This window comes from Reinekea sp. (assembly GCF_046710285.1).
Lineage (GTDB): Bacteria > Pseudomonadota > Gammaproteobacteria > Pseudomonadales > Natronospirillaceae > Reinekea.
This window is the reverse complement of sequence record NZ_JBKEGY010000001.1, coordinates 114,151-126,630: the sequence shown is the minus strand read 5'-3', so window position 1 is coordinate 126,630 and position 12,480 is coordinate 114,151. Positions and strand designations below refer to the sequence as shown.

General features: G+C 44.3%; 14 protein-coding genes and 1 other RNA gene. 9 read left to right on the top strand and 6 right to left on the bottom strand.

Going from position 1 to position 12,480, the window contains the following annotated elements:
• Window positions 1-17 precede the first annotated feature (17 nt).
• Genes ftsL through mraZ form a run of 3 tightly spaced genes read right to left on the bottom strand, consistent with a single transcriptional unit; the run spans window position 18 to window position 1,698 of the window.
• A complete protein-coding gene (ftsL, locus tag ACI882_RS00625) occupies window positions 18-311 on the bottom strand; it encodes a cell division protein FtsL (protein ID WP_411746190.1) in 294 nt (97 codons plus the stop codon).
• Window positions 312-313: 2 nt separating this feature from the next.
• Window positions 314-1,246, bottom strand: a complete 933-nt coding sequence (gene rsmH / locus ACI882_RS00620; RefSeq protein WP_411746189.1) for a 16S rRNA (cytosine(1402)-N(4))-methyltransferase RsmH — start codon at window positions 1,244-1,246, stop codon at window positions 314-316.
• Window positions 1,243-1,698 carry a division/cell wall cluster transcriptional repressor MraZ gene (gene mraZ, locus ACI882_RS00615; protein ID WP_411748429.1) on the bottom strand — a complete coding sequence of 152 codons (456 nt, stop codon included), beginning with the start codon at window positions 1,696-1,698 and terminating at the stop codon, window positions 1,243-1,245. Before mraZ ends, rsmH begins: the two co-directional genes overlap by 4 nt.
• Window positions 1,699-2,313: 615 nt before the next feature.
• Here mraZ and ACI882_RS00610 point away from each other — a divergent pair.
• Complete coding sequence (locus ACI882_RS00610; protein WP_411744097.1) at window positions 2,314-2,808, top strand: TIGR00645 family protein; 495 nt, start codon at window positions 2,314-2,316, stop codon at window positions 2,806-2,808.
• A gap of 88 nt (window positions 2,809-2,896) precedes the next feature.
• Here ACI882_RS00610 and rnpB read toward each other — a convergent pair.
• An RNA gene (rnpB, locus tag ACI882_RS00605) (RNase P RNA component class A) lies at window positions 2,897-3,245 on the bottom strand.
• Window positions 3,246-3,282: 37 nt separating this feature from the next.
• Window positions 3,283-4,143, bottom strand: a complete 861-nt coding sequence (gene rsmI, locus ACI882_RS00600; RefSeq protein WP_411744096.1) for a 16S rRNA (cytidine(1402)-2'-O)-methyltransferase — start codon at window positions 4,141-4,143, stop codon at window positions 3,283-3,285.
• 90 nt (window positions 4,144-4,233) lie between these two features.
• On the opposite strand from rsmI, the gene ACI882_RS00595 reads away from it, so the two are divergent.
• The 8 genes from ACI882_RS00595 to ppa all read left to right on the top strand — a co-directional run bounded on the left by ACI882_RS00595 (window position 4,234) and on the right by ppa (window position 11,264).
• On the top strand, window positions 4,234-6,060 hold the full coding sequence (locus tag ACI882_RS00595) for a penicillin-binding protein activator (protein ID WP_411744095.1): 1,827 nt from the start codon (window positions 4,234-4,236) through the stop codon (window positions 6,058-6,060).
• Window position 6,061: 1 nt separating this feature from the next.
• Window positions 6,062-6,424, top strand: coding sequence for a YraN family protein (locus tag ACI882_RS00590; RefSeq protein ID WP_411744094.1), 363 nt, complete (start codon window positions 6,062-6,064; stop codon window positions 6,422-6,424).
• Window positions 6,421-7,014, top strand: a complete 594-nt coding sequence (locus tag ACI882_RS00585) for an SIS domain-containing protein (protein WP_411744093.1) — start codon at window positions 6,421-6,423, stop codon at window positions 7,012-7,014. Before ACI882_RS00590 ends, ACI882_RS00585 begins: the two co-directional genes overlap by 4 nt.
• Window positions 7,011-7,580: a BON domain-containing protein gene (locus ACI882_RS00580; RefSeq protein WP_411744092.1), complete on the top strand. Its 570-nt coding sequence runs from the start codon at window positions 7,011-7,013 to the stop codon at window positions 7,578-7,580. The genes ACI882_RS00585 and ACI882_RS00580 overlap by 4 nt, the downstream gene beginning before the upstream one ends.
• Before the next feature lie 76 nt (window positions 7,581-7,656).
• The gene (locus tag ACI882_RS00575; RefSeq protein ID WP_411744091.1) at window positions 7,657-8,544 is read left to right on the top strand and encodes a universal stress protein; all 888 of its coding nucleotides are present in this window, start codon (window positions 7,657-7,659) and stop codon (window positions 8,542-8,544) included.
• A gap of 198 nt (window positions 8,545-8,742) precedes the next feature.
• Window positions 8,743-9,249 carry a DUF1566 domain-containing protein gene (locus ACI882_RS00570; RefSeq protein ID WP_411744090.1) on the top strand — a complete coding sequence of 169 codons (507 nt, stop codon included), beginning with the start codon at window positions 8,743-8,745 and terminating at the stop codon, window positions 9,247-9,249.
• 133 nt (window positions 9,250-9,382) lie between these two features.
• The gene (gene aroA, locus ACI882_RS00565; RefSeq protein WP_411744089.1) at window positions 9,383-10,666 is read left to right on the top strand and encodes a 3-phosphoshikimate 1-carboxyvinyltransferase; all 1,284 of its coding nucleotides are present in this window, start codon (window positions 9,383-9,385) and stop codon (window positions 10,664-10,666) included.
• A gap of 70 nt (window positions 10,667-10,736) precedes the next feature.
• Complete coding sequence (ppa, locus tag ACI882_RS00560; RefSeq protein ID WP_411744088.1) at window positions 10,737-11,264, top strand: inorganic diphosphatase; 528 nt, start codon at window positions 10,737-10,739, stop codon at window positions 11,262-11,264.
• A gap of 94 nt (window positions 11,265-11,358) precedes the next feature.
• On the opposite strand, the gene ACI882_RS00555 is transcribed toward ppa, so the two are convergent.
• On the bottom strand, window positions 11,359-12,432 hold the full coding sequence (locus ACI882_RS00555) for a DUF2333 family protein (RefSeq protein ID WP_411744087.1): 1,074 nt from the start codon (window positions 12,430-12,432) through the stop codon (window positions 11,359-11,361).
• Window positions 12,433-12,480: the final 48 nt, after the last annotated feature.

The following is a 12,480-nucleotide window of genomic DNA, read 5'->3' as shown; positions in this document are numbered from 1 at the left end:
AGCGGGTTTGCACCATGCTACCGTTTCCCATTGAGTTCTTTTATATCCTTTATGTCATCTAAACTAGGCAAGTACATTTTCAGCTCGCTTCGAGCAATACGCTCTACACGTGATGGCGAAGAAAAAGCACTTTCTTCAAGTAGTAACTTTGCCCATCGATCTTCCAAACTTCTTTGCTCACTTCTAACTTGCTCTAATAGAGCAAACTGCTGTCGAGAATGGTATGTATTAACTATTAAGCCAAAACTCGTTACCAATACGATTGCTATTTCAGCAAATAAAACCGCCCTCGCAGCCCAACTATTTTTCATCACTAAAGCCTAACGGCAGCTCTTAACGTCGCACTTCGAGAGCGTACGTTTTGCTCAACTTCTGCAGTACTTGCTTTCTTTGATTTAAACAAAGGCTTCATTGTTATATCTAAATCGGCTTCAAGCACTGGTAATCCGGGTGGTAATTCAGGACCTTTTTCTTGGCGCTTTATAAATTGCTTTACCATTCGGTCTTCTAAACTATGGAATGTTATAACGGATAAATGACCGCCAGTTTTAAGTAACTCAACAGAATCAGCCAAAACCGTTTCGAGCTCTGTTAACTCACCATTTAAATGAATTCGGATCGCTTGAAACGATTTGGTCGCTGGGTGCTTTTTATGATCCCATTTAGGATGAGCGACCTTAATAATTTCAGCCAATTCTAAGGTTGTCGTAATGGCTTGGGCTTCACGCGCGGCGACAATTGCTTTAGCAATACGCCGACTAAAACGCTCATCACCATACTGATAAAGAACGTTAGCAAGGTCCGTTTCACTTACGGTTGCAACCCACTGTGCAGCGCTTAACCCTGTGGTTGGGTCCATTCGCATATCTAAAGGCCCATCAGCGCGAAAACTAAAGCCGCGCGCAGCGTCATCTAATTGAGGTGAAGACACTCCAAGGTCGAGTAAAATGCCAGAAACTTGGCCAAGTAAACCTTCTTTGGCTAGCTCTTCTTTCATTTGAGCAAAACCAAAGTGCATGACTCGCACTCTTGAATCTTCTTGTGCCAATGCATTTGCAGAAGCGATCGCTAACGGATCTTTATCGAAGACATACAAAATAGAATCGGCATCAAGCTGCGATAGCAATAGCCGACTATGACCACCACGCCCAAAGGTGCCATCAACATAAACACCACCACCACAAAAAACCGCATCAACGGTTTCATGCAACATGACAGTTTCATGTGAAAATACAGGCTGCGTCATAGTGAAATTTGCTCCAACTCGGCGGTCATGCTGGCATCATCGCCAGCTTCATCAATGTATTGATCTCGTGTTTGTTCCCATAGCGCTTCAGACCACAACTCAAACTTGTTGCCTTGCCCTACTAGCACTACCTTTTTATCCAGTTGCGCGTATTCGCGTAGTGGTCCAGCGACTAGCAATCGGCCGGCGCTGTCGATGTCTACATCGGTCGCGTGACCAATCAATAATCTCTGAATACGACGGGCTGGCTTACTAAAGCTGGATAAAGCTGAAATTTTTTCTTGAATAACTTCCCATTCTTTCAATGGGTATATAAGTAGGCACTTGTCTTCAGTATCTATGGTAATAACCATTTGATTACTAGCAACCGCTTCTAAGATTGCTCGGTAACGGCTAGGCACGGCAACACGCCCTTTAGCATCTAACGCTAAAGAGTGAACACCTCTCAACATAATGTTGTCACCCGTTGCCATATATTCCCCAGTCTAAATCGATAGTTAGTACCCACTAACATTCACAGGCGGACCACTTCAACCCACTTTTACCCACATTTCGACACTATAGTGCCCATATGAGTCACAAGCAAGTATTCACTTCTATCGAACACTATAAAAAACCCTTTAAAAACATAGAGTTAGGAAGTGGGTCACAAAACAAATTTGCAAGTTAGTAATCGCTAACAATGCAAAGACAAATAAGATTGGGGAGTTACGAGTGACAGTTAATGTAATACATTAAGTTCTAGAATTTTTTCGCCTAAGGAAAGCCAGAAATTATCTTATATGAAATAAGAGAGGGAAAAGCGCGAGTCGGCATGGCTCACTTTATGACTCATGGCACATTTGCACTGCGGCAAACATTACTTAACTTAGAGTCTGCTCCGCACATTAATGTAAAATGATATCGGCAAAGTGTGCACTCTGCAACGAACCAAGCAAGAGATTAAGATAAATATGCTAGGGCATAGGTCAACTAACCCGAGATCTGCGACGTTTATAAACGCTTGATCCCGACCCTCGCTTTAGTAACAATGCGTTTTTTAAAAAATAAACGATAAGGTTAGCTTCATGGAAAGAATTTTTGAACGGTTGATGTACGCGTCTCGCTGGGTTATGGCACCTATTTATTTAGGTTTAAGCCTTGTGCTAATTGCGCTAGGTGTAAAATTTTTTCAAGAAGTGATTCATTTATTTCCGATATTATTCAGCTTGACCGAAGTGGATTTAATTCTTGTTGTACTTTCACTAGTCGACATTGCCTTAGTAGGCGGCCTAATCGTAATGGTCATGTTTTCTGGTTATGAGAACTTCGTATCCAAGCTTGATATAGATGAAAACGATGAAAAATTGAGTTGGTTAGGTCAGCTCGATGCCAACAGTTTAAAAAACAAAGTCGCCGCTTCAATCGTTGCTATTTCTTCTATCCACCTACTAAAAGTATTTATGGATTTGAAAGAAAAAGATCCAGAAGTCGTTAAGTGGTACGTCATCATTCACCTAACGTTTGTATTTTCAGCGTTCGCGATGGGATATTTAGATAAAATAACTAAACACTCACATTAAACTCAAGTGCACTGGCATACTTAAAAAACAACTATAGTTGATTAGCTTAGAAAGGTGCCCCTTCCCTTGTAATCAAGGGAAGGGGCATAGTTTGAGCCAGCCGATAAGCCGGGTTCTGTCTTGGACAGTCATTCATCTAGCCGTAAAATCGCTCTTACGGTCAAGCAACCTACCCGGTTCCAGCGCGGGTCGCGCCCAATGGAACCCTATTTGGTCTTGCTCCAGGTGGGGTTTACCATGCCAATTCTGTTACCAGAATCGCGGTGCGCTCTTACCGCACCCTTTCACCCTTACCGACAAATAAATTTGCAGGCGGTCTACTCTCTGCTGCACTGGCCGTCGGCTTACGCCGCCCAGACGTTATCTGGCACCTTACCCTTTGGAGCCCGGACTTTCCTCCCCCTGCTTGCGCAAGCGGCGACTGTCTGGCTGACTCAGCGCAGCAAAATACCGATTTTTAGCACAATAGCAAGCTTATTCGTGATCAAAGCTTAAGATTAGATTGTAATAATCACGCTTATGACCGCCAAAAACCTTGGCTAAAATGGTCGCAGCTTTTTTAGGCGGCAAAGCTTGTTGAAGTTCTTTTGCCAATAAGATAATCGTTGGGTCGGTTAGTAGATCTTTTTCTTCTTCTACAAAACCACCCAAGACAACCACAAACTCACCTTTTTGCTGGTTTGAATCGGCCTGAACTTGCTCGAGCACTTCGCCTAACGTACCCCGCAACACGGTTTCGAAGTTTTTTGTTAACTCGCGCGCAACTGATACTGGCCGCTGATCTCCAAATACTAACACCATATCTTCCAGTGATTTTTCAATGCGATGGCTACTTTCATAAAACACCACCGTGCATTTTTGCTTTTCTAGCGCCTCGAAGCGCTTTATTCGAGCACTCGACTTACTCGGTAGAAAACCCTCAAACAACCAGCGATCGGTCGGTAAGCCTGCTACCGACAGTGCTGTCACAACCGCAGATACACCAGGAACTGGTACAACCCTATAGCCGGCAGCAATAACATGGTTCACCAACACGTAACCTGGGTCAGAAATTAACGGTGTGCCTGCATCGCTAATCAACGCTAACGATTGACCTTGAGCCAACCGCTCAATGATGGAATCTGCCTTTTGAGCTTCGTTATGTTCATGTAAAGCCATCATAGGTACCTTGGAGCCTATCGCTTCAAGTAAGCGACCACTATGGCGTGTATCTTCCGCACAAATAAGATCGACCTGACACAAAACCTGCCGTGCACGCTCGGTAATGTCATCTAAGTGACCTATTGGTGTCGATACAATGTAAATCTCACCGGATTTCACGTGTTTTTCAATCATAACCCTGCTGCTTTTATTAATGATTCATGACTTTTCACTCAATACTTGAGTAAAATGGTGCAAAATTTTAAAGACACTATTGATAACATCATGCGTAAAACTTATTGGTCACTGACAACGAAGCTAGTCATCCCAGCATTCATTGCCCTTATTGCTGGCTGTGCCACACAACAAGCGGTTTCTCCTGATGGTTTAGACGCTGATTTGGTATCAGACTCAACTGGAACCCAAGCGAGGATAAATCAGCAGCTGTCGGCTGTCGATGCGTTGTTAGATCTCAATCAAATAGATGAGGCTGAGTTATTGCTCGACGGTATTGTTTTCGATCAAATGAATACTGGCCAGCAAACACGCTACGCCCTTGCTCAGGCACATGTTGCGCTCGCGAATGGCGACGGCCAACAAGCACTAATTTGGCTCAGCGGCGAGTATGCCTATCTATTTGATGGTCTGCCACTCGACGATCAAATTACTATTGGCCTAGATCGCGCTACCGCTAACGAATATGCAGGAAAGCCACTAACAGCCGCGCGCGAACGTATTTTCTTAGCCCCACTTCTAGACGATGGCATGGCGCAACTCAACCACGATCAAATTTGGTTCAACTTACAGTTGGTGCCTGTTGAGCAAATACAATTACTCGCCAATCAAGAATCCAGCCCTGACTTAAATGGCTGGCTCAACTTAGCGCTCGTCGGGCACACTCAAAGTGATGATCTATACCAGCTGCTAGCAGGTATCGAACACTGGCAAAAGCAGCACCGCAGTCATCCAGCTGCAAAAAACTTGCCCGCCAGCTTGCAAGTACTCAGAGAAATAGCAGCATCTCAACCAACGCATGTGGGCGTACTACTGCCTTTATCGGGGCCTCTGGCCAATGCGGGTGTCGCCATTAGGGACGGCCTGCTAACCGCTTGGTATCAAGCACAGCAAAACGGCCAAGTTGTTCCTGAACTCAGCTTCTTTGACACGGCCTCAACCGACAATGTAGTCAACCTGTATAAGCAAGCCATAACCCGCGGGGCTCAGGCCATAATTGGCCCTTTAGCCAAATCAAAAGTATTGCAAATCAGCCAGGCTGATGAGCTCCCTATACCTGTTCTGGCTTTGAACTACGCCGACACCCAATCTCAAAAGCGTAACAACTTTTATCAATTCGGCTTAGCTCCTGAAGATGAAGCAATACAAATTGCGCATGATATTTGGCAAGAAGGCGTGCGAAATGTTTTGGTGCTAGCACCCAATAGTGACTGGGGGATTCGGGTTAGTGATGCCTTTATTGATACTTGGCAACGCCAAGGCGGCCTGATTGCAAACAAATCACTATTTAATGGCAGCCGACCAGATCTGTACCTTGGATCCATTAAATCAGCACTAAATATCAATACCAGTGAATTGCGTCATAACCAGCTACAGCGCCTACTTGGCTCACAACTGGTTTACGAGACTCGACGCCGGCAAGATATTGATGCGGTATTTATGCTCGCGTTTCCGGCTCAAGCACGCCAGCTCAAGCCCATTTTAGATTACCAGCGCGCATCCAACTTACCGATCATTGCAACTTCATCAGTTTATTCTGGCGTTAATGATAAAGCTCGCGATCAAGACATTGAAGGCATCCGCTTTGTTGAAACACCTTGGCGTCTAAGTTCAAACGATGAGAAAGCTCAAGTAAATGATGTGTTCCCCGACAGCTTGAATAACCATGCATCACTTGTCGCGTTGGGCCTCGATGCCTTTAAAATTTATTCACGCTTACCACAAATGTCCATATTCTCTGACGTTAGAATTAATGGCAACACCGGTACGTTAGCCATGTCAGAGTTAGGCAAAGTACAACGCACACTTGACTGGGCTGTTATAAACAAAGGCGTTGCAATGAAAGCCAACACTTCTGACTTTGTGGCCATTCCTTAATATGCAAGCCAGCCATCTCGCCACCGGAGAGGCAAGTGAACAAATTGCCGAAAACCATTTAATTGCTCATGGTTTAATAACCGTGGCGAAGAATGTTCGCTTTAAAGCTGGCGAGTTAGATTTAGTTTGCCTAGACGGTAAAGAGCTAGTCTTTGTTGAAGTTCGATTTCGAAAAAACGATACTTTTGGTAGCGCAGTGGAATCGGTTACGCGCCCAAAACAGCGCAAGGTAATAAAAGCTGCAGCTTTATTTTTACAGCAAAATCGTGAATGGGAAAAACACATCATGCGCTTCGATGTAGTTGGAATCGATTCAAACCATAAAGTCGACTGGATAAAAGGAGCCTTTTTGGCAACTGTATGACACCAAATGATATCATCGTTGAACAAATAGGTCTGTCACTTGAAACATTTCAAATGGCCGCTGAAACACTTTCAGAAATTCTTATTCAAGCAAGTGAGATAGCTTCCGATTGCCTAGTAAACGACGGCAAGCTCGTTGTTGCGGGCATGGGTGCTTCTGCCGCTAGCGGCAGTAATTTTGTTGCCAAACTGCAAAGTCAATTTGAGCGTGATCGACCCGGCTTACCGGCTTTATCTCTTTCGACCGACGGTATCGTTACCAGCGCTATCGCACATGAATTTGGCCCAGGTGAAATTTATGCTCGCCAAATTCGGTCTATCTGCCATAACCCAGATATTTTCATTGCTATAAGCTCTTCCGGAAAATCACCCGCGGTCATAAAAGCCATCCAGGCCGCTCATGATCAGGGCATTTCCGTCATTGCTTTTACCGGGAATAACGGCGGCGATGTCGCTACACTCCTAGATGAAAATGATATAGAGTTACGTGTAGACAGTGATCGACTTAGCTGTATTCAATTAACGCATCATATGCTATTGAATACACTGGTCGAGTTAATTGAGAATCAAATTTTTGGACACGAACTATGAACATTCGATTTTTATCGGCACTTGCTCTCATCTGTTTTTTAGCAAGTTGCACAACCATCAGCCGCAGTGTCGCTGATGGGCCTATAGAAGCAGATCCTGAAGGTCGTACTATGGGTGAAGTTATCGACGATAAAACTATACGTACACGACTAACAGTGAACTTAGAAAAGCTAGACCCGCGTTTTGAAAAAGCACACCTTAACATTCATGTTAATGCAGGCATTGTTTTGTTGGTTGGCCAAGTCCCAAGCGCCGACATGATTACAAAAGCAACAGACTTATTGCGCTCAGATAAGCAAGTTGTTGCTATTCATAACCACTTAACGGCAGAAAAAAATATCAGTGTAGGCTTAAGAACCAACGATAACTGGCTGGCATTAAAAACAAGATCTCGCATGTTTACGACCGACTACTTCCCTTCCTCTAAACTCGATATTGTTGTCGAAAAAGGCATTGTTTATATGATGGGTAGAGTTACCAAAGAAACGGCCAAACAAGCAGTAAATATTGCATCAGAAGTGAATGGTGTGCAAAAAGTGGTTGTGGTTTTTCAGACCATCCCTTGATTTAAGTCACACCAGCATTTAAATTCTCTTCTAGTCTTAAAGGTACGATTCCACCCTTAAACAAGGAGAAGTGGTCATGTTTAACCACAAACATATTATTGTTCTTTACGATGACGCCGAAGTTTGTGCGCACGCAGTAGACAAAGCAGCACAACTTGCTAAATGGTCTGGCTCACGGTTGACATTATTCGCCTGTGACTACAGCAGCTCTTTAACGGCCACTCACCCCCATACCGAAAACGCCCGCGATGCCTTTTTAACTCGGCTCAAAGAGAGCCTCGAACCACTAGCAAACATCGCTAAAGAATATGAGGTTGATGTTCTTACTGAAGTTGTTTGGGACAAACATTCCGGCGACGCCTTAATGACCTACCTAACTGGTAATCCGGCCGATCTAGTCGTTAAAGCAACTCACCATCAAAACGTCATACAACGCACCTTTTTCAGCCAAACTGACTGGGAGCTCATTCGTCATTGCCCGGTGCCTTTGCTCTTAGCTAAAAATTCTAAATGGCAAACACCTATGAATATTACCGCGGCTGTCGATCCAGTACGCACTAATGACAAGCCAGATTTTCTCGACGACAACATCATTAAATGCGGTATGGATATGCGCAGTTTAACACAAGCAAATCTGCACTTATTACATGTATATGACCCAACTCCATTGATGATTTATCTGGATCAGCCCGCGATAAACTCTACTGAAGTAGGCGAAGAAATACGTCAACAACACGCTCAAGCATTGGAAACCCTAGCGATATCAAAAGACATCGCAAAAGAATTCGCACACTTAGAAATGGGATCACCCGTTCAAGTTATTCCTGACTTCCTGTACGAGAACAACACTGACATGGTTATCATGGGTGCCGTTTCCCGCACAGGTCTTGAGCGTTGGCTGCTTGGTCATACAGCCGAAAAAGTCTTAGATCGCATTACCGTTGATATTCTTATCGCCAAGTAAATCCTGAATACCAGTCGACCTAGCCTAGTCGACTGGTACTATTTCTAAATACCAATTTAAATTTAAATCAACAAGCCCCCTAAAAGCTCATCGAATTGATGAACCTTCTTTGCTATTCCACTATTCTTAATTTTCAATAAGGTGTAGAATCCAATAAAAACAATACCAATATAATACCAATGAAAAAAGGCGGCCAACATGAAAAAAACTATCACGTTGATATGTGGGTTAGTGCTTTCTAGCACTCTTATCGCTCAAACCTGCCCCAATAAAGTTCCCCAGACAACGCCCACTAAAGATTTTTCAATAAACGGCGACGGCACTGTAACTCACTTAAAAACTGGCATGATGTGGTCGCAGTGCAGCATGGGACAGCAGTGGACTAACAACCAGTGCGAAGGTAATGTGCTCGAGCTTGATTGGGCTATCGCTATGGAAATGGCTAACGAAGCAGACTTAGCAGGTTATTCTGATTGGCGATTACCTGATATTAAAGAGATAGACTTACTGGTCGAGCGCGCTTGCTATAACCCAGCAATAAACTTAACTGTTTTCCCACAAACCCCCCCATTGTTTTATTGGTCCAATACGCCTGACACCTACGGACCCGGTGCGGCATGGCGATTATACTTTCATTACGGTGATATTTATTACTATTCATATAAGTACAACCAAAGTGCGGTGAGACTGGTACGTCGGCCGTAGATACCTTGTTCTCTCTTGCGCAGCCACATTGCAAATTATCGAAAACACCCTTTCTTTTGCTTCGTGCGCTGCGCTTTTTTTACAATCTGACGTACAATTGAAGCCCGTTTAATCTCATTGTTGTTAGGATACTATGGATCAGTTGCAGCTCGCGAAACTCAGTCACGCCGAAGGCGAAATCACGATTCCTGGCTCAAAAAGCCTATCAAACCGAATATTGTTGTTGGCCGCGTTAAGCGAAGGCACAACGACAATCAGCAACTTGTTAGATTCTGATGACATCAACCACATGTTGACGGCCTTGAAACAACTCGGTGTTGAATTTGAATTAAACGAAGATAAAAGCCAATGCCGATTACAAGGCTTAGGTGGCGTACTTGCGCGCGGGCAAGCTGAAACGCTTTATCTTGGCAACGCAGGCACCGCAATGCGTCCATTAGCCGCGGCTCTTTGCATTGGTACCGGCGAATTCACCTTAACCGGTGAAGAGCGCATGTTCGAGCGGCCAATTGGTGACTTAATTGATGCCATGGCACCGCTAGGCATAAAAGTAGAATACCTAAAAGACGCTGGCTATCCACCACTGCGCATTCAAGCTCAACCGCTAACGGCTGCAAATGTCAGCATTGACGGCAGTATTTCTAGTCAATTCTTAACGGCACTGTTAATGGTTGCACCGTTGTTAGATCAAGACTTCACCATTCACGTCACCGGCGAATTGGTTTCAAAGCCCTATATCGACATCACCTTAGATGTGATGCGTCGCTTTGGTGTAGACATTGCCAATAATAACTATCTATCTTTTGATATTCGCAAAGGTTCAAAATACAGGTCACCCGGCAATATTGCCGTTGAAGGCGATGCGTCGAGCGCTAGTTATTTCCTAGCCGCGGGCGCAATAGGCGGTGGCCCTGTTCGTGTTCATGGCACTGGCACCGACTCAGTTCAAGGCGATGCTAAGTTTGCTGAAGTACTCGAGCAGATGGGCGCTAAAGTCACTTGGTCAGGTAATTGGATTGAGGTTTCTTGTGACCAACCTCTACAAGCCATCGACCTAGATCTAAATCATATTCCTGATGCCGCCATGACGATTGCGGCTACGGCGCTGTTTGCCAAAGGCACTACGACCATACGAAATATCTATAACTGGCGTGTTAAAGAAACCGATCGAATTGCCGCGATGGCGACCGAATTGCGCAAACTAGGCGCCACTGTTGAAGAAGGTCATGACTATATTTCGGTAACACCACCGGCTGTCATAGGTAATGCCGCTATAGATACCTATAACGATCATAGAATCGCCATGTGCTTTTCACTTGCCTCTTTTGGCAGCAGTGGCATTGTTATTAATGACCCAGGCTGTACAGCTAAAACCTTCCCTGATTATTTTGAACGTTTTGCAAAAATTACAAAATAATCGCTAGAAAGCCGTGACATTGCTTATATAATGCGCGGCAATAAAAGAATTGAGATAAAGAGAGATATTTATGAGCTATTCAAAAGTACCAGCGGGTAAAGACGTCCCGAACGATGTATTCGTGGTCATTGAGATCCCTGCCAATCACGACCCGATCAAGTACGAAATTGAAAAAGAATACGATGCCCTTATGGTCGATCGTTTCATGGCAACACCAATGTTCTACCCTGCAAACTATGGTTACATCCCTGAAACATTGGCAGATGATGGCGATGCAGTAGATGTTCTAGTGGTTACGCCGTACCCAGTTGCACCGGGCTCGGTTATACGTTGCCGCCCAGTTGGCGTGTTAGAAATGACCGACGAAGCCGGAAGCGATGCCAAGGTTATTGCTGTTCCTCACAATAAACTCACAAAAATCTACAGCGATGTTCAAGAAGCAACCGACTTACCAGAATTGCTCCTTGCTCAAATTAAGCACTTCTTTGAGCACTACAAAGACTTAGAATCAGGCAAATGGGTCAAGGTTGATGGCTGGGCAGACGCAGCACGCGCTAAGCAAATCATCGTAGAGTCATTCGAAGCCGCAAAAAAATAACCAAAAAAAGGCACTCAACCTAGAGTGCCTTTTTTTCTTAACGTACATCTTTTTCTTGCAACTAAAAACTCAAAACTTGTAGCTTAAATTTTAATTAACCTTTTTCCAACAATTCACGCAAATCAATAATCGCGGCATTGGCACGGGATATATAGTTAGCCATCACTAAGGAATGGTTAGCTAACAAACCTAAACCATTACCGTTTAGTATAATCGGAGACCAAATATTAGACTGGGTACCCTCTAATTCTCGGATAATCTGCTGTAAGCTCACTAAGGCGTTTTTATCTTCAAGTACCGATGCAAAGTCGACTTCGATTGCCTGCAAAATATGGATCAACGCCCAAGAAGTACCACGCGCTTCGTAAAAGACGTTGTCGACCATTAAGCGTGGCGTTTTCACCTGTTGCTGTTGACCCGTTGGCGTAGATTGCTCGGCAGTTGATGATTGCCCTGCCATATCGGTATTAAAACGAGTTTGACCTACCGATGCGCTTAAACGTTGTGAAATAGACCCTAAACGAGTCTCTACATCACGTAACCAGCTTGAAAGGTTATCTGCCCGAGCATAAAACTGTGCATTACCTTGATCAACATCGGCTAGCCCTGCCAAGTATTGATCGATTAGCTTAATCGCTTGGCGATATTGACCTTCGGTTGCGGGTAACATCCAGCTATCGTGATCAAAATGTAATAATGGCTCAGCTTTAGCAAGAAACTCATCTTCAGTAGATTGTGACTGCGAGCGGCTCATGTCTTTACGCAATGAACGTGCTAAATCTCGCAATTGGATCACCACGCCGAACTCCCAGCTAGGCATGTTATCTAAAAAGATAGACGGCGGTGTGACATCGTTAGCTAAATAGCCACCTGGTTTGGTTAAGATATAATCGCCCAGGTAACTCAAGGTATAAGTTGTAGTATAACCAACCACTAATTGCTGGCCACTATCATTAGCATGCGTTTCTGCTAATGAGGGCATGTTATAAATAGCAGGCTCTCGACTCCAAATAATACCCAGCACAGACCATAAAATTAACAGTGCCGCGAGCAAAATAAGTGAAAAACGCCCCCAGTTCTTTTTCGAAGACTTGTCGGTTGCTTGCCCATCACTGGAGAAACGGTGTTTGAATTCGTTCCAACTCCGTACCATTCGTGCCTTTAGCATGATAAAAACTCCTTTAAACAGGCCTCAAGAGTAACCAGCTAAGGTCCT